The sequence below is a fragment of the Enemella evansiae genome, assembly GCF_004362375.1.
Lineage (GTDB): Bacteria > Actinomycetota > Actinomycetes > Propionibacteriales > Propionibacteriaceae > Enemella > Enemella evansiae.
The window spans coordinates 487,335-514,269 of sequence record NZ_SNXA01000010.1 but is presented as its reverse complement, the minus strand read 5'-3'; the positions used below and the strand labels follow the sequence as shown (position 1 = coordinate 514,269).

23 protein-coding genes and 3 pseudogenes are annotated in these 26,935 nt (G+C 67.9%); 11 read left to right on the top strand and 15 right to left on the bottom strand.

From position 1 onward, the window contains the following. The first annotated feature begins 149 nt into the window (after positions 1 to 149). From C8D81_RS13785 to C8D81_RS21970, 7 genes and pseudogenes are all read left to right on the top strand, one after another. Positions 150 to 1,589: an ABC transporter substrate-binding protein gene (locus C8D81_RS13785; protein WP_133626249.1), complete on the top strand. Its 1,440-nt coding sequence runs from the start codon at positions 150 to 152 to the stop codon at positions 1,587 to 1,589. Between the two features lie 89 nt (positions 1,590 to 1,678). After that, the gene (locus C8D81_RS13780; RefSeq protein WP_208109284.1) at positions 1,679 to 2,563 is read left to right on the top strand and encodes a carbohydrate ABC transporter permease; all 885 of its coding nucleotides are present in this window, start codon (positions 1,679 to 1,681) and stop codon (positions 2,561 to 2,563) included. After that, a complete protein-coding gene (locus C8D81_RS13775; RefSeq protein WP_208109283.1) occupies positions 2,560 to 3,396 on the top strand; it encodes a carbohydrate ABC transporter permease in 837 nt (278 codons plus the stop codon). The genes C8D81_RS13780 and C8D81_RS13775 overlap by 4 nt, the downstream gene beginning before the upstream one ends. Further along, positions 3,393 to 4,163, top strand: coding sequence for an SDR family NAD(P)-dependent oxidoreductase (locus C8D81_RS13770; protein ID WP_229237963.1), 771 nt, complete (start codon positions 3,393 to 3,395; stop codon positions 4,161 to 4,163). The genes C8D81_RS13775 and C8D81_RS13770 overlap by 4 nt, the downstream gene beginning before the upstream one ends. A gap of 12 nt (positions 4,164 to 4,175) precedes the next feature. Beyond that, on the top strand, positions 4,176 to 5,156 hold the full coding sequence (locus C8D81_RS13765; RefSeq protein WP_133626247.1) for a carbohydrate kinase family protein: 981 nt from the start codon (positions 4,176 to 4,178) through the stop codon (positions 5,154 to 5,156). Further along, positions 5,156 to 6,646: a mannitol dehydrogenase family protein gene (locus C8D81_RS13760; RefSeq protein WP_133626246.1), complete on the top strand. Its 1,491-nt coding sequence runs from the start codon at positions 5,156 to 5,158 to the stop codon at positions 6,644 to 6,646. Before C8D81_RS13765 ends, C8D81_RS13760 begins: the two co-directional genes overlap by 1 nt. A 1,800-nt stretch (positions 6,647 to 8,446) precedes the next feature. Then, positions 8,447 to 8,969, top strand: a pseudogene (locus tag C8D81_RS21970) (IS3 family transposase); the annotation flags it as partial. Between the two features lie 227 nt (positions 8,970 to 9,196). On the opposite strand, the gene purQ reads toward C8D81_RS21970, so the two are convergent. The 4 genes and pseudogenes from purQ to C8D81_RS13735 form a co-directional block, all read right to left on the bottom strand. After that, positions 9,197 to 9,880, bottom strand: coding sequence for a phosphoribosylformylglycinamidine synthase subunit PurQ (gene purQ / locus C8D81_RS13750; protein ID WP_094359143.1), 684 nt, complete (start codon positions 9,878 to 9,880; stop codon positions 9,197 to 9,199). An 86-nt stretch (positions 9,881 to 9,966) separates the two neighbouring features. Further along, positions 9,967 to 10,239, bottom strand: a pseudogene (gene purS, locus C8D81_RS13745) (phosphoribosylformylglycinamidine synthase subunit PurS); the annotation flags it as partial. Next, a complete protein-coding gene (locus C8D81_RS13740; RefSeq protein ID WP_133626245.1) occupies positions 10,235 to 11,257 on the bottom strand; it encodes a hypothetical protein in 1,023 nt (340 codons plus the stop codon). The pseudogene purS and the gene C8D81_RS13740, both read right to left, overlap by 5 nt. A gap of 14 nt (positions 11,258 to 11,271) precedes the next feature. Next, positions 11,272 to 12,123, bottom strand: a pseudogene (locus tag C8D81_RS13735) (phosphoribosylaminoimidazolesuccinocarboxamide synthase); the annotation flags it as partial. 139 nt (positions 12,124 to 12,262) lie between these two features. Between C8D81_RS13735 and C8D81_RS13730 the strand changes: the two are divergent. Then, positions 12,263 to 13,231, top strand: coding sequence for a diacylglycerol/lipid kinase family protein (locus C8D81_RS13730; protein WP_094359149.1), 969 nt, complete (start codon positions 12,263 to 12,265; stop codon positions 13,229 to 13,231). Positions 13,232 to 13,242: 11 nt separating this feature from the next. Here C8D81_RS13730 and purB read toward each other — a convergent pair whose 3' ends face one another. The 9 genes from purB to C8D81_RS13685 form a co-directional block, all read right to left on the bottom strand. Continuing rightward, a complete protein-coding gene (gene purB, locus C8D81_RS13725) occupies positions 13,243 to 14,631 on the bottom strand; it encodes an adenylosuccinate lyase (RefSeq protein ID WP_229237968.1) in 1,389 nt (462 codons plus the stop codon). 38 nt (positions 14,632 to 14,669) lie between these two features. After that, on the bottom strand, positions 14,670 to 16,001 hold the full coding sequence (gene purD, locus C8D81_RS13720; RefSeq protein WP_094359151.1) for a phosphoribosylamine--glycine ligase: 1,332 nt from the start codon (positions 15,999 to 16,001) through the stop codon (positions 14,670 to 14,672). A 40-nt stretch (positions 16,002 to 16,041) separates the two neighbouring features. Next, a complete protein-coding gene (locus C8D81_RS13715) occupies positions 16,042 to 17,325 on the bottom strand; it encodes an adenylosuccinate synthase (RefSeq protein ID WP_094359153.1) in 1,284 nt (427 codons plus the stop codon). Between the two features lie 96 nt (positions 17,326 to 17,421). Next, positions 17,422 to 17,925: a DUF3151 domain-containing protein gene (locus C8D81_RS13710; RefSeq protein ID WP_094359155.1), complete on the bottom strand. Its 504-nt coding sequence runs from the start codon at positions 17,923 to 17,925 to the stop codon at positions 17,422 to 17,424. A gap of 34 nt (positions 17,926 to 17,959) precedes the next feature. Continuing rightward, complete coding sequence (locus C8D81_RS13705; RefSeq protein ID WP_133626243.1) at positions 17,960 to 18,505, bottom strand: hypothetical protein; 546 nt, start codon at positions 18,503 to 18,505, stop codon at positions 17,960 to 17,962. A 49-nt stretch (positions 18,506 to 18,554) separates the two neighbouring features. Then, on the bottom strand, positions 18,555 to 19,583 hold the full coding sequence (gene fbaA, locus C8D81_RS13700; protein WP_094431227.1) for a class II fructose-bisphosphate aldolase: 1,029 nt from the start codon (positions 19,581 to 19,583) through the stop codon (positions 18,555 to 18,557). 59 nt (positions 19,584 to 19,642) lie between these two features. After that, positions 19,643 to 20,179, bottom strand: coding sequence for a hypothetical protein (locus C8D81_RS13695; RefSeq protein WP_094431225.1), 537 nt, complete (start codon positions 20,177 to 20,179; stop codon positions 19,643 to 19,645). Between the two features lie 56 nt (positions 20,180 to 20,235). After that, positions 20,236 to 21,012, bottom strand: coding sequence for a GntR family transcriptional regulator (locus C8D81_RS13690; RefSeq protein WP_229119570.1), 777 nt, complete (start codon positions 21,010 to 21,012; stop codon positions 20,236 to 20,238). Positions 21,013 to 21,260: 248 nt separating this feature from the next. Next, positions 21,261 to 21,857, bottom strand: a complete 597-nt coding sequence (locus C8D81_RS13685) for a TrmH family RNA methyltransferase (protein ID WP_208109282.1) — start codon at positions 21,855 to 21,857, stop codon at positions 21,261 to 21,263. 57 nt (positions 21,858 to 21,914) lie between these two features. Between C8D81_RS13685 and C8D81_RS13680 the strand changes: the two genes are divergently transcribed. Then, a complete protein-coding gene (locus C8D81_RS13680; RefSeq protein ID WP_407644076.1) occupies positions 21,915 to 22,661 on the top strand; it encodes a DedA family protein in 747 nt (248 codons plus the stop codon). A 10-nt stretch (positions 22,662 to 22,671) separates the two neighbouring features. On the opposite strand, the gene C8D81_RS13675 is transcribed toward C8D81_RS13680, so the two are convergent. Both C8D81_RS13675 and C8D81_RS13670 read right to left on the bottom strand, forming a co-directional pair. Next, the gene (locus C8D81_RS13675) at positions 22,672 to 23,865 is read right to left on the bottom strand and encodes an acyl-CoA dehydrogenase family protein (RefSeq protein ID WP_133626240.1); all 1,194 of its coding nucleotides are present in this window, start codon (positions 23,863 to 23,865) and stop codon (positions 22,672 to 22,674) included. Beyond that, on the bottom strand, positions 23,862 to 25,034 hold the full coding sequence (locus tag C8D81_RS13670; RefSeq protein WP_229237962.1) for a CaiB/BaiF CoA transferase family protein: 1,173 nt from the start codon (positions 25,032 to 25,034) through the stop codon (positions 23,862 to 23,864). Before C8D81_RS13670 ends, C8D81_RS13675 begins: the two co-directional genes overlap by 4 nt. Positions 25,035 to 25,172: 138 nt before the next feature. On the opposite strand from C8D81_RS13670, the gene C8D81_RS13665 reads away from it, so the two are divergent. Together C8D81_RS13665 and C8D81_RS13660 are read left to right on the top strand one after the other, a co-directional pair. Then, positions 25,173 to 26,666: a conjugal transfer protein gene (locus tag C8D81_RS13665; protein ID WP_133626238.1), complete on the top strand. Its 1,494-nt coding sequence runs from the start codon at positions 25,173 to 25,175 to the stop codon at positions 26,664 to 26,666. Positions 26,667 to 26,697: 31 nt separating this feature from the next. Further along, positions 26,698 to 26,931 (top strand): hypothetical protein, encoded by a 234-nt coding sequence (locus C8D81_RS13660; RefSeq protein ID WP_094359183.1) that lies wholly within the window; start codon positions 26,698 to 26,700, stop codon positions 26,929 to 26,931. The last annotated feature ends 4 nt before the right edge of the window (positions 26,932 to 26,935 follow it).

Genomic DNA, 26,935 nt, shown 5'->3' with positions numbered 1-26,935 from the left:
CAGAAGCCAAGGTAACAGGCATTGACAACGTTGTCTTCCTTTGTCTGTAATGGAGCCCATCAAGCGCAGAGTGGCGCACTACCCGCACCGCTGGCGTCTTTCTGGACTCGGGCCGGCCAGCGGGCCGACCTCATCGATTCGAGGTTGACATGAACATTCCCTACGCGTTTTCCCGGCGAACGGCACTCGGTGGTGCACTCGGGCTGGCCACCGCCGCCCTGGTCGGTTGCGGTGGCGAACAGCAGGAACTGCCCTCCGGTTCGGCCGGCGGCGACCCATGGAAGCAGTTCTCCGGGACCACCATCAACTTCATCTCCGAGAACACCTCACCTTCGGCGGCGATCGCGGCGAACCTGGCCCCGTTCCGAGAACTCACCGGGATCACCGTCAACGTCCAGCAGATGGAGCTGGACAAGGTGGTCGAGAAGGTGAAGCTCGACTTCTCCTCCGGTTCGGCACAGAACCACGTCATCTACGCAGACCCGTATCAGATCCTGGCCCCGCTTGCAGATGGCCTGGCCGACCTGACCGCGTTTATCAACTCGGACAAGTACCCGAAGCTGGAGAACGGCGTACAGGACTTCATCCCGACCCAGCTGCAGGCAGCCGGCAAGTTCATCGACGACAACAAGATCTACGCGCTGCCGTATGACTGCCCGACGATGATCTGGCACTACCGGCTCGATCTGTTCGAGAAGTATCGCGACCGGATGCGGACCGACCTCGGTTTCGATCCGATGCCCAGCGACAGCACCACCTGGGAGCAGTACTACGCGATCGCTGACTGGTTCAATCGGAACGCCAAGTCCGACGTCAAATTCGGCACCGGACACCAGGCGAAGCAGCACGACTCGTTGATGTGCGATTTCTCCAACGTGCTCTGGGCCTACGGGGGTGACTATTTCAGCAAGGGCCAGGAGGTCGGTCTGCTCGGCGTCGAGGACCCCGGCCAGATCTCTCTCGACTCGCCCCAGGCAGTCGAGGCGATGACGTTCTACAAGAAGCTCGTGAAGATCGCGCACCCGTCGTCGACGAGCTGGGACTGGAATGGGCTCGGTGACGCGTTCGCGGCCGGCGAGGTCGCGATGTGCCCGAACTGGCATGAGTTCGCCGCCGGTGAGGAGAAGCAGTTCCCCGGCAAGGTCGGTTATGCACCGCTGCCGCGTGGCCCCAAGCGATCCGCGAACATCTACGGCGGCACCGGGATCGGCATCAACAGGAACGCTCAGGGCAACGAGCTCGGGGCTGCTTGGCTCTTCGTGAACTGGGCGACCAGCCCGCAGACCCAGCTGATGAGCCTCGGCTCCTCGGTCGGCGGCGGTACGCCCACCCGTACCTCGGTGTACGACCTGCCCGAGGTCACCGCGGAGGAGACCAAGAGCCCGTCGAAATACCCGAACATCCGCACCGCGGCCGCCGTGCAGAAGGCTTGGCAATCGGATTACATCGGCCTGCGCCCGAAGGTCTCCCAGTGGGTCCAACTGGACACCATCATTTTCACCGAACTGTCGAAGATGCTGACCGCCGACGGCGATCCGGGGGCCACCATCAAGGCCATCTCGGATCAGATGCAGAAGGCGATGGGATGAGTGCGTCCACGGCTACTCGGTCACGATCGGGGACAACGCCCGAGCCGCAGGAGGACAGACCGCGCCGGGCCAAGGTGCCCGCCGGCTTGATGACTTTCGAGTTCGGCCTGATGCTCCCGGCGATGGTCTTCCTGGCCCTGTTGTCCATCGTGCCGCTGGTGATGCTGATCGCGATGAGCTTCTCCCGGGTCAGAACCCTGGGCGGCGTCCGACTCACCCCGAACGGTTTCGACAACTGGGTGGCCGTTTTCTCGGACAGCTCGATCTGGGCGTCCTGGGGTCGAACCATCGTCTACTTCGTGGCGCTGATCGTGCTGGAGATGGTCCTCGGTTTCATCTTCGCGGTGGTGCTCAATCGGCTGGTGCGCTCGCGATCGGTGATGTTGTCGATCGTCCTGCTCCCGATGTTCTTGGCACCGGTGATCGTCGGTCTGCTAGGGCGGTTCATGCTGGACGGCACGATCGGGCTCTACTCCCAGATCCTGGCCGCGATCGGCCTGCCCGGCGACCTGTTCGCGCAACCGAGCACCGCACTCCCGACGATCGTCATGATCGACGCCTGGGAATGGACCCCATTGATCGCACTGATCATGCTGGCCGGCCTGACCTCGGTACCACCGTCCACGCTGGAAGCAGCCGCAGTCGATGGCGCGGGTTACTTCCGCACCCTCTTCACGATCGTCATTCCGCAGATGCGCGGGGTGATCCTGGTTGCCCTGCTGGTCCGATCGATGGACGCCGTCCGGTTCTACGACATCATCACCGCGACCACAAACGGCGGACCTGCCGACTCGACCAAGATCATTCCGCTGAAACTCTACGAACTCGCGTTCCGCTTCAACGACCAGATCGGACGCGCGGCCGTGGTCGGGATCATGATGCTCGTCTTCTCGAACATCATCGCCACCTTGTTCGTGAAGCTCTTCGCCGACAAGGAACCCACACATGCCAAGGTGGAAGGACCGGCACGGTGAACGGACGCAGCACTCCCCTCGGCAGGACGGTCACCATCGTTCTCGCGATCGTCATCGCTGCCTGGTCCGCCGTGCCGATCTTGTGGATGATCCTCACCTCGATCAAACCGCAGACCGCGATCCGAACCAGAGAAGCAGTATTCGTCTTCGCTCCTACCCTGGAGAACTTCAACAACCTGTTCTTCGGGGGCAACAAGGTCGGCCGATTCCTGGTGAACAGCGTGATCACGGCGGGCGTGTCCACGCTGATCGCGGTGGTCCTCGGCTGCTTGGCCGGCTACGGACTCGCCCACTGGAACTCCCGGTTCAAGAAGAATGTTGCCTTCTGGGTGATCTCCACCCGGATGGCGCCCATCGCCGCGGTGATCGTGCCACTGTTCGTGATGTTCCGCACCGCCGGTCTGGTGAACACCCTGCCGGGCCTGATCCTGGCGTACCTCTCATTCAATCTTCCGTTCGCGATCTGGATGATGAGTGCCTTCTTCGAACAGGTGCCCAAGTCGATCGAGGAGGCAGCCCTGGTGGACGGTTGCACGAAGTTCCAGGCATTCCGTTCGATCGCGCTCCCGGTGTCGATGCCGGGTGTGGTGACCACTGCGGTGCTCTGCCTGGTGTTCGCCTGGAACGACTACGCGTTCAGCACCGCCCTCGGCGGCCCGCAGGCATCGACGATGCCGATGGCTGCCGGCGCCCTGGTGACCCAGAGTGGCGTCGACTGGGGTCTGCTGTGCGCACTCGGCGTCGTGGTCGCGGTGCCGATGCTGTTCGCGGGCCTGGCCGTCCGCCGTCATCTGGTCACCGGGCTCTCACTCGGTGCCGTTACCGGAGAATGATTATGAGTGTTCTTGATTCCTTTTCCCTGAAGGGAAGGACCGCCTTCGTTACCGGCGGCAACCGTGGCATCGGCCGAGCCCTCGTCCGGGCTCTCGCCGAGGCAGGTGCCGAGGTGTGCTTCACCGCTCGAGACGCCAGCCTGAACCAGGAGGTGGTCGACGAGCTGGCCGCCGATGGACTCTCGGTGGCCGCCATCCCCGGCGACGTCGTTGCCGTGCCTGATGGGTTGATCCAGCACGCCACCGAAACTCTCGGTGGGAAGTTGGACATCCTGGTGAACAACGCCGGTGTGTGCATCCACAAGCCGGCATTCGAGGTCACCGACGAGGAATGGGACCATGTCTTCGAGCTGAACGTTCGGGCCCTGTGGCGGCTGAGCCGCGCCGCCGGGCGGGCGATGGCCGAGCAGGGGGCGGGGACGATCGTGAACATCGGCTCGATCTCCTCGATCATCGTGAACCGCCCTCAGTGGCAACCGGCCTACAACGCCTCCAAAGCGGCGGTGCATCAATTGACCAAGTCACTTGCCGCCGAATGGGCTCCGTTGAACATCCGGGTCAATGCGCTTGCCCCCGGTTACATCCGCACTGAGATGGCGCCGGTGGACAACCTGGAGTTCCGTGCCCGCTGGATCGACGACACCGCCCAGCAACGCGCGGCAGAGCCGGACGAGCTGGGCCCGAGCCTGGTCTATCTGGCATCGGATGCGTCGGCGTTCATGACCGGGACAGTGCTGGTCATCGACGGCGGTTACACCCTCTTCTGAAATCGGGACGGCATGAGAACGCTGGTAGCAGGACACCTGTGCCTGGACCTGTTCGTGCAGAGCGAGACCGCCCCCGGGCAGGAACCGGGCCGGCTCTACGACGTGGGCGCGCTACGCCCCCGCCTGGGTGGTGCGGTGGCGACGACCGGCAGCGCACTCAGCGAGTTGGGTGTGCCGGTGTCGGTGGCGGCCACCGTCGGTGAGGACGAACTGGCTCAGGTGCTGAGCGGGCTCCTGGACCGGGCCGGCATCGACCTTGCCCGGATCACCACCGTCCCCGGGCCGACGTCCTACTCGATCGTGATCCAGCCCCCCGGGTTGGATCGGACCTTCTGGCACTGCAGCGGAGCTAATGAATCCTTCACCGGTGCGGATCTCGACCTCAGCGGGATCGACGTGCTGCACGTCGGTTATCCGAGCCTGCTGCCGGGTCTGTTGGCCGACGAGGGGCGGGCACTCACCACCCTGCTCACCCGCGCGCGAGAACAGGGGGTCATCACCTCCTTGGATCTGGCGGTGGTCGACGAACGCCGCGCCCAGGAGACCTCCTATGCAGCACTGTTGGGTCGCTGGTTGCCGCTGGTCGACGTGCTCAGCCCGAGCTTGGACGATCTGAACTCCGCACTTGGCTGGGAACTGCGTCCCGACCCGGACGGGCTGGTGACCGCGGCGCGGCGCCTGGTCGAGTTGGGCACCCAGATCGCCGCGGTGACCGGCGGCAACCAGGGCATCGCGGTCGACACCCAGTCATCGCTCGACTCGATCCCGCTGCCGGCGCTGCACCCGGGTGCGACGTTCGTCCCGAGTGCCCCGGCACGCCGGGTGGTCACCACCACCGGCGCCGGTGATGTCGCGACCGCCGGACTGTTGTCCGGCCTCATCCACGGCGCCGGGATCACCGGCGCCGCCCGACAGGCGGTCGATGTGGCGGCCCGGCACGTCGCCGGCGATCCACTCACCGCCGCAGAACCCATTCGGCAAGGAGATCAGTAATGACCGCTCTCACCCAGCAGACTCTAGCGGACCTGCCCGCTCAGGTTCCCGGCCCGGTGTACGACCGATCCCAGGTGACCGCCGGCGTCGTGCACTTCGGTGTCGGGGGATTCCATCGCGCGCACCAGGCGATGTATCTGGACCGGTTGATGAACGCTGGGAGAGCCATGGACTGGGGCATCGCCGGTGTCGGCACGATGCCTCAGGATGTCCGGATACGCGACGCCCTGCGGGCGCAGGATGGGCTGTACACGTTGATGCTGAAGCATCCCGACGGGGACCTCGAGGCCCGGGTGATCGGCTCGATCATCGACTACCGCTATGCCCCCGACGATCCCGAAGCGGTGCTGGCGATCATGAGCGCCCCGACAACCAGAATCGTGTCGCTGACGATCACCGAGGGCGGTTACATGGTGGACCAGGTGACCGGAGAATTCGCGCCCGACCAGGCGTTGCTGGACGACATCGAGAGCCCCACCCCGCCGACCACGGCGTTCGGATTCATCACCGAGGCGCTGCGCCGCCGGCGGGCCGCCGGCATCCCCCCGTTCACGGTGCTGTCGTGTGACAACCTGCCCGGCAACGGGGATATTGCCCGCCGGATGATAGGTGAGTTCGCAGCCCGCCAGGACCCTGAGCTCGCTGCCTGGTTGCGGGAGTCCGTACGCTTCCCCAACTGCATGGTCGATCGGATCACACCGGTCACCACCGACGCCGATCTGGAACGGGCGCGCGGGATGGGCGTGGAGGACGCCTGGCCGGTGGTCTGCGAACCCTTCACGCAGTGGGTGCTGCAGGACGATTTCGGCGATGGCCGTCCGCCCTTCGAGGAGGTCGGCGTCCAGATGGTCGACGACGTCGTGCCCTTCGAGTTGATGAAGCTGCGGTTGCTCAACGCCAGCCACCAGGCACTCGGCTTCCTCGGTTACCTGTCCGGCTATCGCTACGTGCACGAGGTGTGTGGCGATGACCTGTTCGTCCGCTTCCTGCTGGACTACATGGAGCGCGAGGGGACGCCGACCCTGCCTGAGGTGCCGGGGGTCGATCTGGCCGACTACCGAGCGCAGTTGATCGAACGATTCGCCAATCCCGAGGTCCGCGACCACCTGGCCAGAATCTGCCTGGAGGGCTCGGACCGGATCCCGAAGTTTCTGGTGCCGGTCATCCAGCAGAACCTCATCGATGGGGGTGAGATCGAACGATCCGCGCTGGTCGTCGCGGCCTGGGCCCGGTACGCCGAAGGTGTGGACGAACAGGGTGAGCCGATCGAGATCGTGGATCGATGGAAGGACAAGATCATGGCGGCCGCTGCCCGCCAGCAGAAGGACGATCTGGCCTTCCTGCGGGATCGGTCCTTCTTCGGCGATCTGGTCGACGACGGCCGCTTCACTCGCGCGTACCAGCACTGGTCGGAGCGCCTGCACGCCATCGGTGCATATGCCACCCTGCGGGAATTGCTCGATGTGCACCCGGATCAACCGGGGTCGTAACGCACCGTCAGCATGTACTTTGCAGCATGCACCGACCATCTAACGGGGGGATGCAGACCCGGTTGTCGAGGTGTTGGCGCTCATCTCGGTAACCAATCCGACAGCGGCATCGAAACGGACAGCGACCGCAACTGTCCCGACCGAGTTGATCCAGCTGAACCGAACAGCATCGTCGCCCCACGACCCGCCGGAGCGTTGGACGCCTCGCTGACCTTGACCTCTGCAATGCCTTGAATTACCAGCTACCCGCAGGCCCGCGGGCATCGACAGCTCCTCCGCGACCACCTGCTCAGCCACGGTCCGGATCGCCCAGGCCCCCGCGACAGCTACTGTTCCGTTCGGCAGCTTGGCCACCGTCTCGGGCAGCGCTTCCGCCAAGCCGCCTCGCTCACCACACCGCCGTCGGCGGTTACACCACGGAACACTCAAACCACCAGAACGTGGGCGCGTCCATGTCAGTTCGGCTCGTCATCTTCCGTGAAAGCCTTCCGGGGACTGCGGCTACATGCCCACAACCACACCCTTTGACGTATGACGTCCTTGCGTCAATGGTTGTGTCATGTCCACGTGTTGTGTCATCATTAGGTATGGCGACTGGATCGTGGATGACTGAAGCGTTGACCGACCTGCGAGTGCAGGTGGATCAGTTCGACGCACGTGTGGGCGAACTGGAAGCCCAGCTCAAGGTTGCTGTCGACCAACGCAACCGGGCGGTCGAGGCGCTGCGAGCCCTCGAGGCTCTAAGTCCCGGTCGTCACGCGACCGCATCCCCAGCGTCATCACCAGCCGCGTCCAGGGAAGCTGCTGTGATCCTCGAGAATAGGACACGCGCTACGGCCGCCGGACAACGGGAACGCGCGGACTCCCCTTATCGTGAATCCAGCGAGCCAGACGGTCGTGCACCAGGAGGTGCTGATACGGGAACGCCCCGGCGGGTGCGGTCCCCCCAACTCGTCGCGAATCTCGCCCGAGAGTTGGGACGCCCGGCAAGTCGCGATGAGCTGTATGAAGAACTGGAAGCGAGCCATCAGGTCCCCTCAAGCTGGGCGAACCCCCGTAATGCTTTTAGTACCGCGCTTGCTCGAGCAGTTGAGCGCGGACTGCTGTCGCGGGACGGGGACATGTACTCGCTCCCCCGAACTTCCGGTGAAGAACCCTCACCGGACAGGTACGACGAAAGGAACCCGTGATGCCGGGGGTGCCCTGACACGGCGGACGCTAAAAGGAGCCCAGGACGCTGGGTGCGATCCGCCGACCGGGGGCATGAGATCCCACTCTCATGCCCCCGCAGCGCCCACGGGGGTGCATCAGGCACGTGCACGCGCCTGAAACACATTCGATGTGTCACAGAAGTTTGCCGCGAGACGTCGAGGTTGACAAGTGCTAGCGGGGTCGGGGTGTCACCGCACCTCGGCCCCGTCTACCGCATGCCCGTGATCGACAACGGGGATTGCCTGCACGGATTGGTGACATCTGGAACGAGGCGCTGCGGCGGACTACGGCCATCTGTCGCAGGCGAACCTGCCGGAGAATGATGTACCCGCCCCGTCCGCGAGCTCGTCAGTGACAGATCCCTGTCACGGTGAGGTGCCGGATACTTGGGCTTGCTCGCCAGCCCTTACTACCGCTGCTGCGGTGCCCGGCCACCGATGCCAAACTCACGCGGGCCTACCGCGCGAATGCATTGTTCGACGCCCACCACAACGATCCCGAGTTCGGGTACCGATTCCTGGTCGATGAAGCAGCCGAGGCCGGTCAACCCATGGCCGCGCGGACCGCGCGGCGGATCTGCTGGAGGTGGGCTGGTGGAGCGCGTTCGGCAAGCCCCGGCGCGGGAAGGCAACCAAGCCCGGCCCGCCGGTCCATGACGACCTGTGTGCGGTGGTCGATGACAGCGGCAGCGTTCGGCACGAGTTCAGCGCCGATGCCCCGAACCGGTTGTGGGTCACCGACATCACCGAGCACCGCACCGGTGAGGGCAGACTCTACCTGTGCGCGATCAAAGACGCGGTCAGGCCGCTGGCTGTGTGGTTCACAGCGACCGCGGCAGCCAGTTCCGCAGCCGCAAGTTCGTGCGCGCTTTGAACCGTTACGGCCTGTTCGGATCGATGGGCCGGGTCCGGTCCTTGGTGGTGACAACGCGGCCACGGAGGTCGGTCTACGAGCTGGTGCAGAAAGGCGTTCTCGACCGCCGCTATTCGGCCACCCGTGGCGATCTCCGGATCGCCATCGTGACCTGGATCAAGCGCACACGCCATCGACGCCGCCGGCAGGCCGTCCTCGGGTGATTGCCCCCATCGAGTTCGAGACCATCATGACCACACCAGCCATCCCGGCCCACAACCCGACCTGCAGCACCCTACCCCGCAGCAGTCCCGTCTGCCATTCAACGGTGGCTCTCGACTCGTCGCGGATCCTGAGCAGGGAGCGCGCGGTTCACCTCGATACGTCCCGGCCTGGGATTCGGGGGTTTCCCGACATGCTGCTGAAGACCAAGATTCTCGACACCCGCCGGCGACCGGGTCGTCACATGGTGGACCCCGGACCCGCTCAGGCGCTGACGCGCTCCAGGAAACGGGTGACGGAGGTGAAGAAGCCGCGGCCGTCGAGTGAGGGGCCGACGAGTTCCTCGACATTGTGCTCCGGATGCGGCATCAACCCGACGACATTGCCCCGCTGATTGGTGACACCGGCGATGTCGTTCACCGAGCCGTTCGGGTTCTGTTGCAGGTAACGGAAAACGATCTGGTTCTCGCCCTCCAGCCGGCGGATCGTCTCGGCGTCGGCCTGGTAGTTCCCCTCACCATTCTTCAACACGATGGAGATCTCCTGGCCCTCGGTGAAGTCGTTGGTCCACACCGTGTCCACCGATTCCACGCGGAGCAGCTGATCGCGGCAGACGAAGGTGCGCACATCGTTGCGGATCAGCGCACCGGGCAGCAGATGTGCCTCGCAGAGCACCTGGAAGCCGTTGCAGATGCCGAGCACCGGCATCCCCTGCTCGGCGCGGCGGATGATCTCACCCATCACCGGGGAGAACCGGGCGATCGCGCCGCAGCGCAGATAGTCACCGTAGGAGAAGCCGCCGGGCAGGATCACCGCGTCGACACCATCGAGGTCGTCCGAGCCGTGCCAGATGGGCTTGGCGTTCAGACCGCAGACCTCGACCGCGCGCAGCGCGTCGTGGTCGTCGAGTGAACCGGGAAAGGTGACGATGCCGATGGTCGGTGTCACTTCACCGCATCCTTCGCAGCGGGCGTGCCGGCCTGCGGCCGACCGCCGGGCTCCTCGTTCTGCGCCTTCTCCGCGACCGGCTGCTTCTCGACATGCACCTCGAAGTTCTCGATCACGGTGTTGGCGAGCAGCTTGTCGGCGGCGTCGCGGACCTGGGCGACCACCGCATCGGTGACCTCGCCCTCCACCTCGATCTCGAACCGCTTGCCCTGGCGTACCTGCAGGCCCGAGAAACCGAGCCGTTCCAGTGCCCCGGTCACCGCCTTCCCCTGGGGGTCGAGGATCTCGGGCTTGGGCATCACTTCCACGACTACACGCGCCATGGCCGCGATCCTATCGTCTCCGCGGCAATGCTCAGAGCGGACGCAGACTGCTGATGATCTGCTTCTCGATGTCGTCGGGCAGGTCCTTGTCGGTGCCGCGATCGGTGTCGATCACCAGCAGCGCGCGGCGCGCGTCCGCCAGCTCGATGCCGACCACCGTCACCCGGAACCGGGGCGCCGGGCAGTCCTTGCTCGGTGTGCTGTCGGCCGCCTCCACGGTCGCCACCGTCGCCTCGGCCCCCGAGGTCGTACGCACCTTGGTCACCGTCGGTGCGGGCACCTCCCCGACCTGGCCGGTGTCGTAATCGGTGTTCGACAGCCGGGCCCACTGCTCGGCGTACTTCACCGGATCACCGTCCCGATTGGTGCGGCTGCCGTAGGTGACCAGCCCGATGGACCCTCGATCGGACGACTTCTTCTCACAGGCCTGACCCCGGGCATAGAAGGTCGCGCAATGGGCCAGCACCACCCCACTCTTCGCCTCCTGCCCGAACAACGTGCCTTCGCTGAAGGTGAAATCCTGCGGTACGTCGAACGCGGCGCCGTCCTTCACCGAGCCGATCGCCTGCCAACCCGGCACCACGGCCGGGACCTCCCTGGTGGGGCAGGGAGAGTCCTCACTGCTGCTGGTCGCGCTCGGCGTACGAGTCGGGTCGGTCGGCCGTGGTGACGGGGTACGCCGAGTGCTCGGCGTCCGGGTCGGGGTCGGCTCGATCGTCGGCGGGCCCGGCGTCGCTGGTTCGGAGGTCAGCCGGCCCATCACGAAGAACCCCGTCAGCACCAGACCGATCACACAACCGATGACCACGGCGATGATCCCGAACTTTCCGCCACCACCGCCACTCCCGGGTCGCCGGGGCGGCCCGGTGGGCGGCGGGGGCGGGGGCGGACCCCAGCCCTGCTGGCCCGGCGGCGGAGCCTGCGGGGTCCAGCCACCGAACGGCCGCTGCTGACCCTGCGGCGGTCCGCCCTGACCCCACGGACCCTGCGGACCCGGCCCCTGCGGCCCCTGGGGCGGCCCGCCCCAGGGCGGTTGCTGCCAGCCGCCGCTCATCGGTCGAACTCTCGCCCGGTCAACCGCTGGAAGGCGCTCGCGTACCGCTGCCTGGTCGCGGTGACGATGTCATCGGGCAGCGCGGGCGGCGGCTCGTCGCCGTTGCGGTCCCAGGGCTGCTCGAGCAGCCAGTTGCGGACGAACTGCTTGTCGAAGGAGTCCAGCGATTCCGGCCAGCTCGCGGCCTCCCAGAACCGGGACGAGTCCGGGGTGAGCACCTCGTCGGCGAGCACGATGGTGCCGTCGGCGCGGCGGCCGAACTCGAACTTGGTGTCGGCGAGGATGATGCCCCGCTCCCGCGCCATCCGCTCCGCGGTGGCGTACACCTCGAGGGTCAGTCGGCGGATCTCCTCGGCGGTCTCCCGGCCGACCTGGGCGACCACTGTCTCGAAGTCGACGTTCTCGTCGTGATCGCCGAGGGCGGCCTTCGTCGCCGGGGTGAAGATCGGCTCGGGCAGCCGGGCGCCGTCGGTCAATCCCTCGGGCAGCGGTACGCCGCAGACGCTGCGGTCCTGCTGGTACTCCACCCAGCCCGACCCGGTCAGATAACCCCGGGCCACGCATTCGACCGGGATCATCTCCAGCTTCTCGCAGACCACCGCCCGGCCGCGCACCGCCTCGGGGACCTCGGTGGAGAGCACGTGGTTGTCGACCAGGCCCGCGAGCTGATCGAACCACCACAGCGAGAGCTGGTTGAGGATCGCGCCCTTGTCCGGGATCCGGCTGGTCAGCACCCAGTCGAAGGCGGAGATGTTGTCGGTGGCCACCATCAGCATCGCGTTCGGATCCGGCAGGGCATACAGCTCGCGCACCTTGCCGGCGTGCAGCAGCGGCAGTTCGAGGGTGTCGGCGAACTGTGGTTCGATCTGGTTCGTGGGCACGTGCCCAGCGTAATGGGGGCAGCGGGGCACCGAGTGTCCCTGCGAGAATTGGGTATCCGTACCGGGACGGCATGCTCACCCCCTGCATGACCCAGAAGTCGATCAAGTGCGAAAGGAAGGCCGCATGCCAACCGCTGCAGTCGTGTTCAATCCCGTCAAGATCTCGGTGGAGGATCTCCGCGAGACCATCGACCCGATCGCCGAACGCTCCGGCTGGTCGGAGTCGATGTATCTGGAGACCTCGGAGGACGATCCGGGCACCGGGATGGCCAAGGAGGCACTGGAGCGCAACGCCGACGTGGTGCTCGCGGTCGGCGGTGACGGCACGGTCCGCGCGGTCGCCGAGGCACTGCGCGACACCGGTACGCCGCTGGCACTGGCACCGCAGGGCACCGGCAACCTGCTAGCCCGCAACCTCGAGCTGACCCTGGACAACCTGAAGGAGTCGGCGGAGGCCGCCTTTGTCGGCGTCGACCGGCCGATCGACCTGGGCGTGGCGACCTGGAGCCGCAAGGACGGCAGCCAGGAGGAGCACTCCTTCCTGGTGATGGCCGGCCTGGGCCTGGACGCGCAGATGATCTCCAACACCGACGAGGAGCTGAAGTCCAAGGTCGGCGCCCTGGCCTATGTGAAGTCGATCGTCGAGTCGCTGAAGCACAACCACCGGATGCGGCTGGTCTACCAGCTCGACAACAACCAGCCGCAGCGCGGCAAGATCCACACGGTGATGGTCGGCAACTGCGGTTCGCTGCAGAACAACATCCTGCTGCTGCCCGATGCCGCGGTCGACGACGGCATGCTGGACATCATCGCGCTGCAGCCGCAGGGCATCTTCGGCTGGCCGCAGATCCTGTGGAAGGTGCTGGTGGAGAACGCCCTGCTGCGCCTCCCCGGCACCAAGCAGCTGGGCCAGAAGGACAACGAGCACCTCAGCTACCAGCAGGCCCAGCGGATCGAGCTGTCGCTGCGCGACCCGCAGGAGATCGAGCTGGACGGCGACCACTTCGGTGAGGTGCTGGCGGTCCGGGTGACCGTCGACCCGGGCGGCCTGATCGTCCGGATGCCGGCGGGCTGGACGCCCAGCGACAACTGATCAGCGACTGATCAGAGCACCGCACCCGGCCGGTACGCCGCAGCGTCCGGCCACTGCTCGGCGAGGGTCTGCACGCGCTGCACCAGCTGCGCGACCTGGGCCCTCGCCGACCCGGACAGCTCCAGCGGCTCGGTGATCAGAGCGTCCAGTTCCGCGCGCTCCAAGCCGAGCCGCTGATCGGCGGCGAGCCGGTCGAACAGGTCGTTGTCGGCGCGGCCGGTCTCCCGCATCTCCAGCGCCACCGCGACCGCATGCTCCTTGATCGCCTCGTGCGCCTGCTCCCGGCCGACGCCCTTGCGGACCGCGGCCATCAGCACCTTGGTGGTCGTGAGGAACGGCAGATAGCGCTGCAACTCGGCCTCGATCACCGCGTCGAAGGCGCCGAAGTCGCCGAGCACGGTGAGGAAGGTCTCGAACAGCCCGTCCAGGGCATAGAACGCATCCGGCAGCGCGACCCGGCGGACCACCGAACAGGAGACGTCGCCCTCGTTCCACTGGTCGCCGGCGAGTTCGCCGACCATCGACACGTAACCGCGCAGCACCACCGACAGCCCGTTCACCCGCTCGCAGGAGCGGGTGTTCATCTTGTGCGGCATCGCCGAGGAGCCGACCTGTCCGGGCTGGAAGCCCTCGGTGACCAGTTCGTGGCCGGCCATCAGCCGGATCGAGGTGGCCACATTCGATGGTGCCGCCGCGGTCTGCGCCAGCGCGGTCAGCACATCGAAGTCCAGGGAGCGCGGATAGACCTGTCCGGTGGAGGTGAGCACCCGCGCGAATCCAAGCCTGGTTGCGATCCGGCGCTCCAGCTCGGCCTGCTTCTCGGGGTCGCCGCCGAGCAGATCGAGCATGTCCTGGCTGGTACCGACCGGGCCCTTGATGCCCCGCAACGGATAGCGCGCGATCAGCTCGGCGACCCGCTCCCGGGCCACCAGCAGCTCATCGGTGGCGGTCGAGAACCGCTTGCCCAGGGTGGTGATCTGGGCGGCCACATTGTGTGAACGGCCGGCGATCGCGCGGTCGGCGTAGTCGGCCGCGATCCGGGTCAACCCGACCAGGGTGGTGACGATCCGCTCGTGCACCAGCTTCAGCGAGGCCAGCACCTGGTACTGCTCGATGTTCTCGGTGAGATCGCGGGAGGTCATCCCCTTGTGCACGTGCTCGAAGCCGGCGAGGGCGTTGAACTCCTCGATCCGCGCCTTCACATCGTGCCGGGTGACGCGCTCGCGGGCGGCGATCGAGGCCAGGTCGACCTGCTCGAGAACCCCTTCGTAGGCAGCGATCACCGCATCCGGGTCGTCCCCGCCGAAGTCCACGCCGAGATCCCGCTGGGCCTCCAGCACCGCGATCCAGAGCCGTCGCTCGGCGACGATCTTGTTCTCCGGCGACCAGATCTCCCGCATCGCCGGTGAGGCGTAGCGGTTGGCGAGCACATTGGGGATCACGCCTGCTCGCTCCGCTCGCTCGTCGACTCCACCTGGAACAGCCCACCCTCGGGCACCTGGTAGGTCGGGATCTGGTGGTGCGCGGCCTTCTCGGCGATGTCGGATCGCCAGAAAACCTTCTCCAGATGGAAAGCATTGACCGCGGCGTACACCATGTTGCGGGCGAAGGCGAGGGTGTGGCCCTTGCCGGTGACGGTCATCACCCGGCCGCCGGTGACGATCAGGTTGCCCAACTCGTCGCGGCCGGTGCCGCCGTGGAACAGCTTGATGTTGCCGGAACGGAACTGGCCCTCGAAGATCCGGGTGCCGGTGACCGGCTTGTCCGGATAGCCATCCGCGGCGACCACCACACCGACCGCATAGCCGTTGCTGAACTTGAGCGGCGGGGCGTCGGCGAGCTTGCCGTTGGCGGCCGCGGAGAGCACCTGACCCAGCGGGGATTCCAACTGCAGCAGCAATGGCTGGGTCTCGGGATCGCCGAAGCGGGCGTTGAACTCGATCACCTTGACGCCCTTGGGGGTCAGTGCCAGCCCGGCGTAGAGCAACCCGACGAACGGCGTACCGCGGCGGGCCAGCTCGTCGATCACCGGCTGGATGATGTGCTCGGTGACCTGTTCCTCCAGGTCGGCAGGGGTCCAGCTGAGCGGGGTGTACGCACCCATGCCGCCGGTGTTCGGGCCCCGGTCACCGTCCTGGGCGCGCTTGAAGTCCTGACTGGCCTGCATCGGTACCGCGGTGGTGCCGTCGCAGATCGCGAACAGCGAAACCTCCGGGCCGGAGAGGAATTCCTCCACCACAACGGTTTCCCCACCCGCCTCGAAGACCGCCGCGGCATGATCCAGCGCGGCCTGCCGGTCCTCGGTGACGACGACACCCTTGCCGGCCGCCAGGCCGTCGTCCTTGACCACGTGGGGGGCGCCGAACTCGTCGAGCGCGGCGGCCACCTCGTCGGCGCTGCGGCAGACCCGGGCCCGAGCGGTCGGCACCCCGGCGGCGGCCATCACCTCCTTGGCGAAGGCCTTGCTGCCCTCGATCCGGGCGGCTGCGGCGGACGGGCCGAAGCAGGCGAAGCCAGCCTCCCGGAGCGCGTCGGCGACACCGGCGACCAGCGGCGCCTCCGGGCCGATCACGACCAGGTCGACACCCAGTTCGCGCGCCACCTGGGTCACCGCGGCCGCGTCCTCCGGGTCGACCGCATGCAGCTGGGCCACCTCGGTCATCCGCGGGTTGCCCGGGGCGACGTGCACCTCGGTCACCTCCGGGTCACGCTCCAGGGTGTACGCCAGGGCGTGTTCGCGCGCCCCGCTGCCGATCACCAGTACTTTCATCCTCGCTCCTTCGCGCGATCCATCGCTGCCGACCACTCGCTCAGAGCAGGTCGTGCACCATCACCGACTGCTCCCGGCCCGGGCCGACACCGATCCCGGAGATCCGGGTGCCGATCAGGTCGGAGAGCCGCTTCACGTAGTCCTGCGCCTTCACCGGCAGGTCCTCGAACTCGCGCGCGCCCGAGATGTCCTCGGTCCAGCCGTCGACCTCTTCATAGATCGGGGTGGCGGCGGCGAACTCGGCCTGGGTCATCGGCATCTTGTCGTGGCGTACGCCGTTGACGTCGTAGGCGACGCAGACCGGGATCTTCTCCCAGCCGGACAGGATGTCCAGCTTGGTCAAGAAGACGTCGGTGAAGGCGTTCGCGCTCGCCGCCGCCTCGACGACCAGCGCGTCGAACCAGCCGGTCCGCCGCGGCCGGCCGGTGGTGACACCGAACTCGCCACCCGCTTCGCGGAGCCGGTCGCCGTCGGCGTCCAGCAGCTCGGTCGGGAACGGGCCCTCACCGACCCGGGTGGTGTAGGCCTTGGCGATGCCGATCACCCGGTCGATCCGGGTCGGGCCGACCCCGGTGCCGGTGCAGGCGCCGCCGGCGGTCGGGTTCGAGGAGGTGACATAGGGGTAGGTGCCCAGGTCGACGTCCAGGTGGTGGGCCTGGGCGCCCTCGAAGAGCACCACCTTGCCCGCATCGAGCCCGTCGTTGAGCAAGCGGGAGGTGTCGGTGACCATCGGCCGCAGCCGCTCGGCGTAGGAGGTGAGCGCATCGATCACCTCGTCGGCGTCGAGGGCACGGCGGTTGAAGATCTTGACCAGGACCTGGTTCTTCTGGTCCAGCGAGGCCTCGACCTTGGCGCGCAGGATCTCGGGATCGAACAGGTCCTGGACGCGGATGCCCATCCGGTTGATCTTGTCGGAGTAGGCCGGGCCGATGCCGCGGCCGGTGGTGCCGATCCGGCGCTTGCCGAGGAAGCGCTCGCTGACCTTGTCGATCGTGGTGTGGTAGGGCGCGATGATGTGCGCGTTCGCCGAGACCTTGAGGTTGTCGCTGTCGACGCCGCGGGCGGCCAGGTCGTCGATCTCCCCGAAGAGCACCCCGAGGTCGATGACCACGCCGTTGCCGATCACCGGCATCGCGTTGGGGTTGAGCATCCCGCTGGGGAGCAGGTGCATCGCGTACTTCTCGCCGTTGACGACCAGGGTGTGACCCGCGTTGTTGCCGCCGGAATAGCGGACGCAGAAGTCGATGCGGTCCCCCAGCTGGTCGGTGGCCTTCCCCTTGCCTTCGTCGCCCCACTGGGCGCCCATCACGATGATGCCGGGCATCGTCAGCCTTTCTCAGCTACAGCTTCTTCGGCCGTTTCGGCCAGGTCAGCCAAAAAGGGTCCGGCATGGTGCCAAGGACCCTCTTGACACCTCACCCTACCGAGTTTTGGCCCCGATGTCCTTCTGATCGTCCTGCTGGGCGGAACCCATCGGGCGGCTGTCGCTGAGCTCGTCGTAGGCGGTGAACGAGGAGTCCTTCAGGAACTGGCTGCAACGCTGCGCCTCGTCGGTCTCACCGATCCGGTCGGCGGCCACCGCCAGCGCCCACAGGCAGCGCAGGAAACCCCGGTTCGGGCCGTGCTCCCACGGGATCGGCCCGGACCCCTTCCAGCCGGCGCGGCGCAGCGAGTCCAGGCCGCGGTGGTAGCCGGTCCGGGCATAGGCGTACGCCGACACGTCGGCATCGTCGGTGCCCACCCCGAGCGCCCCCTCGGCGAGCAGCGCCCAGCACAGGCTGGACTGCGGGTGCTTGCGGACGATCTGGACGAACCGTTCCCGCCCGTGCTCGGCGATCTCGGCGGCGGCCGGATCGTCCGGGAGACGGGTGGCGGGGGTGGTTCCGTGGCTGGCGAGCAGGTTCTCGTGCGGCTTCTCGGTCACCGGCCCAGCGTAGCCACCCGGTCCGCCGAGCATCTCAGCGGAGCAGGACCAGCCAGCCGAGCAGCACCAATCCCAGCAGCAGCGCCAGCGCCACGGCGCCGATCGCCGCGATCAGTCCGGTCTTCTGCTGCCAGCCCATCCGGGTGGTCCAACCCTGCTCCTTGAGCGCCCGGTCGACCAGGGCGCGACCCTCCTCGGAGCTGAAGGTGTAACCGGCCTCTTCGACGAACTGCCCGTCGGCGTCCCAGCCGTAGACCTGCTGGCTCGACCATTCCCGGATCCGGCCGGCCACCTGGCTCACCTCACCGGTGAGCACCGGGACCGGGCCCTCCCCGGGATTCACCGCGGTCCACTCGACCTGCTGCGACAGATCGGTCACGGTCGCGGCGCCGGCCTGCTCATCGAGGACGATCCGATGGGTGAAGACCTTTGACAGCCCGCGGCGGGCGAAGAGCGTACGCCAGGTCGCGTTGACGACATCGAGGGTGACGTCGCAGCCGTCGGGGGTCTCGATGACCCGGTAGGGCGTACCGGCGGTGAGCTGCCGGACCCGGGCCACGAACTGCTGCGTTGTGGGCATGCGGCTCAGGTTAGGGGCGGCAGGGGTTCACCGCCGGTACGTCGCGGGTTCAGACGTGGGTGCCGGCCGAACCCAGGTTCTCGCAGGCCTCGACGACCCGGGCGGCCATCCCGGCCTCGCCCGCCTTGCCCCAGGCGCGCGGGTCGTAGTCCTTCTTGTTGCCGACCTCGCCGTCGATCTTCAGCACACCGTCGTACTTGGTGAACATGTGTCCGGCGACCGGCCGGGTGAAGGCGTACTGGGTGTCGGTGTCGACGTTCATCTTCACCACGCCGTAGGAGACGGCCTCGGCGATCTCCTCGGGCAGCGAACCGGAGCCGCCATGGAAGACCAGGTGGAACGGCTTGGCGCCCTCCTCCAGGCCGAATTCCTTGACGACGGCGTCCTGGGCGGCCTTCAGCACCTCGGGCTTCAGCTTCACGTTGCCCGGCTTGTAGACGCCGTGCACGTTGCCGAAGGTCAGCGCGGTCATGTAGTAACCGCGGTCACCGTAACCGAGGGCCTTGGCGGTGGCGATGGCGTCCTCGGGGGTCGAGTAGAGCTTGTCGTTGATCTCGTTGGCGACCCCGTCCTCCTCGCCGCCGACGACGCCGATCTCGACCTCGAGGATGATCTTCGCCTCCTGGCAGAGCTTGAACAGCTCCTCGGCGATCTCCAGGTTCTCCTCCAGCGGCACCGCGGAGCCGTCCCACATGTGCGACTGGAACAGCGGGTTCTGGCCGTTCTTGACGCGCTCGGCGGAGATCGCGAGCAGCGGGCGGACGAAGCCGTCGAGCTTGTCCTTGGGGCAGTGGTCGGTGTGCAGGGCGATGTTCACCGGGTACTTCTCGGCGACGATCTGGGCGTACTCGGCGAGTGCGGTGGCGCCGGAGACCATGTCCTTGACGGTCGGGCCGGAGAGATACTCGGCACCGCCGGTGGAGACCTGGATGATGCCGTCCGACCCCGCCTCGGCGAAGCCCGCCAGCGCGGCGTTCAGGGTCTGGGAGCTGGAGATGTTGATGGCCGGGTAGGCGAAGCCCTGCTGCTTCGCGCGGTCCAGCATCTCGGCGTACACCTCGGGTGTGGCGATAGGCATGTCATCACTCTTTCTCTTGATCGGGCAGGCCTCACCCCAATCCTTTCACGACGGGAGACTCAGTCGTCGACGACGGTGAGATCGACCCCGTGCCGGCCCGAGGAGTACGCCCGGGTGGCCGAGTCGAGGCTGCCGGGCAGCAGCGCCAGCCCGTCCAGCGGGAAGGCCCGGACCTGGCTGTCGGTACCGATGATGTCCAGCCGGTAGCCGTGGCCGGGCCGGCCATTGGCCGCGCGTACCCGGGCGATCTGCTCCCAACCGAGCGGCCCCTCGGCAGTCTCGATGCCCCGGTGCGAGAGCGTCAGCGCCAGGCCGTCACCGACCTCGCGGCGGCCATTGCGCAGCGCGCGGAGCCAGAGCAGGTTGGCCAGCAGCGAGATCAGTCCGGTGATGCTGGAGAAGGCGAGCACCCAGCGCAACAGCTGGCCGGTCTCCCCGGGTTGGCTCTTGGTGACCAGCCAGCCATAGAGGAACAGTGCCGCCAGCGCGGCGACCGAGATGCCGGTGCTGACCAGTCCCCAGATCACCCGGCGCCGCTGCGCCCCGATCCGCTGCTCGGCCCGCAGCGGGTCATAGAAGATGGGGAGCTGCTGCATGCGGCCCAGTGTAGGTGCGCGGGTTCACCACGTTCATCGTGTCGGGATGAACGCAGCTAGCTCGAACCGGTGGGGGTGACCGACATGTGGATCCGGTACCGGTCGCCGCGATAGCTGGAGGTGGCGAACTCGATCACCTGCGTACCGGCCCAGGTCACCCGCTCCTGCACCAGCAGCGGTGCGCGGCGGGCGATGCCGAGCACGGTGGCCTGGGTCTGGTCGGCGGCCTCGGCGCGGATCGACTGCACCCCGGAGGTGACCCGGATGTCGTAGTCGGCGGCGAACACGTCGTAGAGCGAGCCCAGCTCGCGGGTCAGCAGCCCGGGGAAGCAGTGCGCCGGATAGAACCCGATCTCGTGCGCCATCGGGGTGTCATCGGCCAGTCGTAACCGCTCCACCCGGATCACCGGCTGCCCGGCCGGCAACTGCAGCTGCTCGCGGACCAGCTCGTCGGGCTCGGCGACCTCGTCGGCGGACAGCACCTCGGTCCGCGGCTCCAACCCGCGGGCCCGCATCTCCCGGGAGAACGAGGTCAGATGCAATCGCGTGTTGATCCTGGGCCCGGTGACATAGGTGCCCTTGCCGTGCACCCGCTCCAACCGGCCGGCCTCGACCAGGTCGCTGATCGCCTGGCGTACCGTCACCCGGGAGACCCCGAGCTGGCGGACCAGCTCCCGTTCGGAGGCGATCGCATCGCCCGGGCGCAGCCGGCCGGCGATGATCTGTTCGAGCAGCTCGCGGACCTGGGAACGCTTGGTGGTCGGCGGCACGATCGGGACGACGGTGGGTTCGAACGGGGCAGCCTGCAGGCTGCCGTCCTCGATACCCGGCACCAGCCTCCACCTTCCACGTCGTCGCAGGGTCCAGTATGTACCACCGGTCCAGCTGGTCTGGTCCGGGTCATCCGGCCCCCCGGTTGCCTACCCTGCTGCGGTGACCAACCAGCCGCAGCCTGTTCCCTGAGCGAGGAGCGCAGCGACGAGTCGAAGGGCGTGGCTTCGACTCGCTGGCGCTCGCTCAGCCGACGTGTGGGGAATGCCTGCGCTCGCTCAGCCGACGTGTGAGTGGCGCAGGCGCTGGCTCAGCCGACGTGGGGGTGCTGGAGCCGCCAGGCGTACATCGCGATGGCGGCGGCCGCGCCGGCGTTCATCGAGCGGGTCGAACCCTGCTGGTCGATCGCCACCAGCTGGTCACAACCGGTGACGAGTTCGTCGGTCAGCCCGGCCCCCTCGGAGCCGAAGACCAGGCAGCAGCGTTCCGGCAGCTCACTGGTCTCCAGCGGTACCGAGCCGGGCAGGTTGTCCACCCCGACCACCTGGTACGCCTCAGCGGCCGCCCAGGCCAGGAAGTCGGCCTCGCTCACGTGGTGCTGCACGTGCAGATAACGGTCGGTGACCATCGCGCCACGCCGGTTCCAGCGACGCCGTCCGATGATGTGCACCCCGGCCACGTTGAAGGCGTTCGCGGTGCGCACGATCGAACCGATGTTGAAGTCGTGCTCCCAGTTCTCGATCGCGACGTGCAGCGGCGTACGCCGGGTGTCCAGGTCGGCGACGATCGCCTCCAGACGCCAGTAGCGGTAGCGATCGACCACATTGCGGCGGTCCCCCTCGGCCAGCAGCTCCGGGTCCAGCCGCGGGTCATCCGGCCACGGCCCGGACCACGGTCCGACCCCCACCGCGGTCGTCGTCGGGGACGGTTCAGGGTCGATGGGGGCCGGCGGGTCCCCCTGTTGATGTTCGGTACGCACAGTTCCGGACGGTATCTTGACCCCGTGCTCTCCACCTACGCCCTCGTCCCGATGCTGATGCCGGACTGGCTCTCACCCGAGCGGATCATCGGCGCCGCCGGTCCCTACGCGCTGTGGGTGGTCGCCCTGATCGTCTTCGCCGAGTGCGGGATCTTCTCGCTGCTGCCCGGTGACTCGCTGCTGTTCACCGTCGGCCTGTTCATCAAGGTCCCGGTGGTCGCTGGGGCGCCGCCGGTGATCCACTACTTCGGCTCCGAAGTGGCCACCCTGATCTTCTGCTGCATCGTGCTGACGATCGCCGCGATCCTCGGCAACATCTCCGGCTACTGGATCGGCAGGCTGATCGGGCCGCCGCTGTTCAAGCCCCGCGAGGGCTTCATGGGCAAGGTGTTCAACCCGGTCTATGTGGACAAGACCCACGACTTCTTCGACAAATACGGCTCCAAGGCGCTGGTGCTGGCCCGCTTCGTGCCGATGGTGCGCACCTTCGTCACCCTGGTCGCCGGCGTGGCCCGGATGCCGTTCCGCACCTTCATCCTGTGGACCGCCATCGGCGGCGTGCTGTGGGCGTGCGGCGTCACCACGCTCGGCTACTTCCTCGGCCAGTTCGACATCATCAAGAACAACCTCGAGGCCGCGGCCATCCTGATCGTCTTCGTCTCGATCCTGCCGATGCTCTTCGAGTTCCTCTCCGCCCGCCGCGCCAAGAAGAAGGAAGCCGCTGGCGCCTGAGGCGTACGCCTCAGCGGAACGCGCTCACCCCGGTCAGCGCGGCCCCGATGGTGAGGGCGTGCATCTCGGTGGTGCCCTCGTAGGTCAGCACCGACTCCAGGTTGTTGGCGTGCCGCATCACCGGGAACTCCCCGGAGATGCCGTTCGCCCCCAGGATCGTCCGCGCCGTGCGGCAGATCTCCAGCGCCTTCGCCACGTTGTTGTATTTGCCGATCGACACCTGCTCCGGCCGCAGCCCGACGGTGTCCTTGCGCCGGCCCAGATGCAGCGCGAGCAGCTGCCCGGTGATCAGCTCGGTGGCCATCTGGGCGAGCTTGCCCTGGGTGAGCTGGAAGCCGGCGATCGGCCGGCCGAACTGCTGCCGCTCGGTGGCGTAGCTCAGCGCCGCCTCGAGGCAGGACCGGGCCGCGCCGAGCGAGCCCCAGACGATCCCGAAGCGGGCCTCGCTCAGACACGACAGCGGCCCCTTCAACCCGCGCACCTCACCGAGCGCCGCCTCCTCGGGGAGGCGTACGCCATCGAGGACCAGTTCGGCGGTGACCGAGGCGCGCAGCGAGAGCTTGTGCTCGATCTCGTGCGCTGCGAAACCCGGGGTGTCGGTGGGCACCACGAAGCCGCGGATCCCGCCATGCTCCTCCCCCGCGTTCGCCCAGACCACCGCGACATCGGCGATCGAGCCGTTGGTGATCCACAGCTTCGAGCCGGTCAGCACCCAGTCCGAACCCTGCTTCTCGGCGCGGGTCCGCATCGAGGCCGGGTCGGAGCCGTGGTCGGGTTCGGTGAGCCCGAAGCAGCCGATCGCCTCACCGGTCGCCATCGGGGGCAGCCACTGCTGTTTCTGCTCCTCGGTGCCGAACTTCCAGATCGCGTACATCGCCAGCGACCCCTGCACCGACACCAGCGAGCGGATCCCGGAGTCGGCGGCCTCCAGCTCGGTGCAGGCCAGGCCGTAGTCGACCGCGCTCATCCCGGCGCAGCCATAGCCGTCCAGGTGCATCCCGAGCAGGCCGAGCTTCCCGAACTCGCGGGCCAGCTCACGCGCCGGCAGGCTGCCGGCCTCGTACCAGTCGGCGATATGCGGTTCGACGATGTCGGCGCACAGCTCGCGGACGCTGGCCCGCACGCTGCGCTCGTCGGCGCTGAGCTGGTCGTCGATGCCGATCAGGTCGTGCGGGTTCGGCGGGGTGCGGGTCGGCTTGCTCATCGGGCCTCCTCGGTCGGTGTGGATGGGGAATCGGTGGGTGCCTGCAGCCAGGCGCGGAGGGTGGCGTCCTGCTCGCCGAGGGCGGGCGGCGGGCTGGGGTCGGGCAGCTCGGTACCGACCCAGCGGACCGGGTGCCGCAGCTGCCGGCCGTGCCCACCGGGCAGCTCGATCGTCGGGGCGAGGCCGAGTTCGCCGGCGAGTTCGATGGCGCGGGCGATGTCGTTGACCGGTCCGGCCGGTACCCCGGCGGCGGTCAGGTCGGCCACCCAGTCCTCGGCATTCCGCGCGGCGAGCGCGGCCTCCAGGTCGGCGATCAGTTCGGGGCGGTGCGCGACCCGGTCCGGGTTGTGGGCATAGCGCGGGTCGTCGGCGAACTCCGGGCGAGCGAGTACGCCGCAGAGCCGCGCGAACTGCAGATCGTTGCCGCAGGCGACCGCCAGCGGTCGGTCGGCGGCCTGCAGGGTCTCGTAGGGGGCGATCGAGGGATGCTGGTTGCCCATCGCCCGCGGCGGCGTACCGGTCGCCAGCGTCGCCTGGCCCTGGTTGACCAGTGCACCCAGCAGGCTGGTCAGCAGCGACACCTCGAGCCGCTGCCCCCGCCCGGTGCGTTCCCGGGCGAACAGCGCGGCGAGTACGCCGGCGGCGACGTCCTTGCCGGTGAGCACGTCGACCAGCGCCACCCCGACCTTGGTCGGTTCGCCATCGGGCTGCCCGGTGACGCTCATCAACCCGCCGACCGCCTGCACCACGAAGTCGTAGCCGAGCATCCGGGCCCCGGCCTCGGTGCCGAACCCGGTGATCGAGCAGTGCACCAGCCCCGGATTCGCGGCACGCAACTGATCGAAGCCCAGCCCGAAGCGCTCCATGGTGCCGGGGGTGAAGTTCTCCAGCAGCACGTCGGCACGCAGCGCCAGTTCGCGGGCCAGCCGCAGGTCCTCGGGGTCGCCCAGGTCGAGGGTGATCGACTCCTTGCCGCGGTTCACCGAGGCGAAGTAGGTGGCGCCGTGCTCGGTGAACGGCGGCCCCCAGGCACGGGTGTCGTCACCGTGGCCGGGGCGTTCCACCTTGATCACCCGGGCCCCGAGATCGGACAGTGTCATCGAGGCCAGCGGACCGGCGAGCACCCGGCTGAAATCCGCGACCAGAATCCCCTCCAGTGGGCCCGTCACCGTGCTCCTTCCGTTCGCCGGTACGCAGGATTTCAACGTAGCGGCAGCTCCCCGCTGGTTCATTGCCGGGTGAATCGACAGCTGACCCCGGCATCGGAAAGAATCGCGTACTGCGTCCCCCGACAGTGGAAGTTGCCGATGACCGACCGACGAGATGGATTCCCCCGACCGGGCACCGGTCCCGGGAATGGGTCCGCTCGTCCCGGTGACCCCCAGCGAGCCCGCGAGGGCAGCGGGGAGGACGCCACCATCCTGCGCTCCGCGCTCCGCCAGGGCCGCGGTGACGGCGGCCGAGCGAACGCCGGCGGCCCGCAGCAGCCGCCGCCGCGGCGTACCAGCGAGGACCACTGGGCCGCCCCGACACCCCAGCAGCCAGCCCCGAACCAGCCGGTGACGAACCAGCCGCCGCCGCAACGTCCGGCCGATCCGCAGGGCATCCGCACCGGCAGCGGCCAGCTCCCGCCGAGCGGCCCCACGGCGTACCCGCAGCATCAGGCCTCGGCCACCCCGCCGCCCCCACCGGCAGCCGTCCCCGTCCCCGGGCCCGCCGACGACGATGACGACGAATCCGGTGAGCGCCCCGCCGGGCACCGGGTCCGGACCCGCGACGGCGCCGAACTGGTGGTCCCGCTGCCCGGCCGCCGGCTCTCCGATGCCCGCAGCGCCGCGAAACTCTTCCGCGGGCTCGCGGTCGCGGCCCTGGTCCTGTCGGTGCTCGCCGCCGCCGCCGTCGGCGGCTTCCTGGCCGTGCTGGCGACCCGCGGCCTGCCGCAGGGCGGGCGTACCGGAACCCAGGCGGACACCTTCAACGCCGACGCGGCCGCGGTCTTCGGCAGCCAGTACCTGCGCTACTGCCTGGCCCGCGGCGGCGCCGACGACGCCAACCGGTTGTCCTCGGCCCGCGCGATGAGCACGGTCGACGACCCGGCCTGCAGCGCCGCCGGGGAGAGCCGTCCGCGGCGGATCGACAGCGTCCAGTTCAACGGCACCGTGCAGCCGGTGCAGGGCATGTCCCGGGCCCGGTATCTGGGTTTCTCGACGATGGGCAGCGACGGCCAGGCCAGCTATCTGGTGCCGATCTATCTCGACGATCCGGCCACCGGCGCCGGCCCGCGGGTGAGCGGCATGATCGGCATGATGGCCAGCGGCGGTTACGGTCAGCCGGCTGCCGACGACCCGAATGCCGGGCAGCCGCTGACCGATCTGGATCTGGCCGCGGTGATGAAGTCCAGCTTCCTGCCCGAGTTCCTCGGTGCCTGGGCGAGCAGCTCGGACAGCCTGAGCCAGTACCTCACCCAGAACGCCACCGAGTCCGCGCGGGCCGGGTTGAACGGTGCCCTGAAGCAGCTGCAGGTCACCGACGTGGTGGCCCTGCCGCCGAAGTCGGCGCACCAGGGCGGGCAGCGGTTCGACTACGGCAACGGCGCCCGGGTGGAGCTGCAGGTCGAGGTCAGCGCGAACTCCAGCAGCCAGACCAACCAGCCGTACGCCTACCGGGTGATCGTCGAGCAGAACGGCGGCAAGTGGTTCGTCGCCGATGTCCAGGCGGCCGTCGCCAAGGTACCGTCGGGCGCGGCCCCGCCACCGCCGCGCACGACGACCCGCCCGAGCGGTTCGGCGACACCGCGATGACCACCCCCGGACCGTTGAAAGGGAGCTCGTCATGACCCAGATCATCGAGAACCTCTCCTCGCAGATCGCCGCCGTCGGCGGGGCGGTCGCGACGCTGGCGTTCATCCTGCTCGGCATCAAGCTGATCATCACCTTCCACCGCGGCGGCGGGCTGCGCGAGGCGCTGTCCGGGGCCGGGGTGATCTTCCTCGGGCTGATGCTGATCGGCGCGGCCGGCATCCTGGTCGGTGCGATCCAGCAGGTGGTCAAGGGCATCGGCGGCTGACCCC

What these genes read in the sequence shown, in the direction of transcription:
- C8D81_RS13715 (WP_094359153.1), bottom strand. Translation starts at nt 17,325, where the DNA reads ATGCCCGGCATCATCGTGATGGGCGCCCAGTGGGGCGACGAAGGCAAG.
- C8D81_RS13780 (WP_208109284.1), top strand. Translation starts at nt 1,679, where the DNA reads ATGACTTTCGAGTTCGGCCTGATGCTCCCGGCGATGGTCTTCCTGGCC.
- C8D81_RS13785 (WP_133626249.1), top strand. Translation starts at nt 150, where the DNA reads ATGAACATTCCCTACGCGTTTTCCCGGCGAACGGCACTCGGTGGTGCA.
- C8D81_RS13660 (WP_094359183.1), top strand. Translation starts at nt 26,698, where the DNA reads ATGACCCAGATCATCGAGAACCTCTCCTCGCAGATCGCCGCCGTCGGC.
- C8D81_RS13740 (WP_133626245.1), bottom strand. Translation starts at nt 11,257, where the DNA reads ATGAGCGGCGGCTGGCAGCAACCGCCCTGGGGCGGGCCGCCCCAGGGG.
- purD (WP_094359151.1), bottom strand. Translation starts at nt 16,001, where the DNA reads ATGAAAGTACTGGTGATCGGCAGCGGGGCGCGCGAACACGCCCTGGCG.
- fbaA (WP_094431227.1), bottom strand. Translation starts at nt 19,583, where the DNA reads ATGCCTATCGCCACACCCGAGGTGTACGCCGAGATGCTGGACCGCGCG.
- C8D81_RS13770 (WP_229237963.1), top strand. Translation starts at nt 3,393, where the DNA reads ATGATTATGAGTGTTCTTGATTCCTTTTCCCTGAAGGGAAGGACCGCC.
- C8D81_RS13665 (WP_133626238.1), top strand. Translation starts at nt 25,173, where the DNA reads ATGACCGACCGACGAGATGGATTCCCCCGACCGGGCACCGGTCCCGGG.
- purB (WP_229237968.1), bottom strand. Translation starts at nt 14,631, where the DNA reads ATGCGGGAGATCTGGTCGCCGGAGAACAAGATCGTCGCCGAGCGACGG.
- C8D81_RS13730 (WP_094359149.1), top strand. Translation starts at nt 12,263, where the DNA reads ATGCCAACCGCTGCAGTCGTGTTCAATCCCGTCAAGATCTCGGTGGAG.
- C8D81_RS13675 (WP_133626240.1), bottom strand. Translation starts at nt 23,865, where the DNA reads ATGAGCAAGCCGACCCGCACCCCGCCGAACCCGCACGACCTGATCGGC.
- C8D81_RS13765 (WP_133626247.1), top strand. Translation starts at nt 4,176, where the DNA reads ATGAGAACGCTGGTAGCAGGACACCTGTGCCTGGACCTGTTCGTGCAG.
- C8D81_RS13705 (WP_133626243.1), bottom strand. Translation starts at nt 18,505, where the DNA reads ATGCCCACAACGCAGCAGTTCGTGGCCCGGGTCCGGCAGCTCACCGCC.
- C8D81_RS13760 (WP_133626246.1), top strand. Translation starts at nt 5,156, where the DNA reads ATGACCGCTCTCACCCAGCAGACTCTAGCGGACCTGCCCGCTCAGGTT.
- C8D81_RS13680 (WP_407644076.1), top strand. Translation starts at nt 21,915, where the DNA reads ATGTTCGGTACGCACAGTTCCGGACGGTATCTTGACCCCGTGCTCTCC.
- C8D81_RS13695 (WP_094431225.1), bottom strand. Translation starts at nt 20,179, where the DNA reads ATGCAGCAGCTCCCCATCTTCTATGACCCGCTGCGGGCCGAGCAGCGG.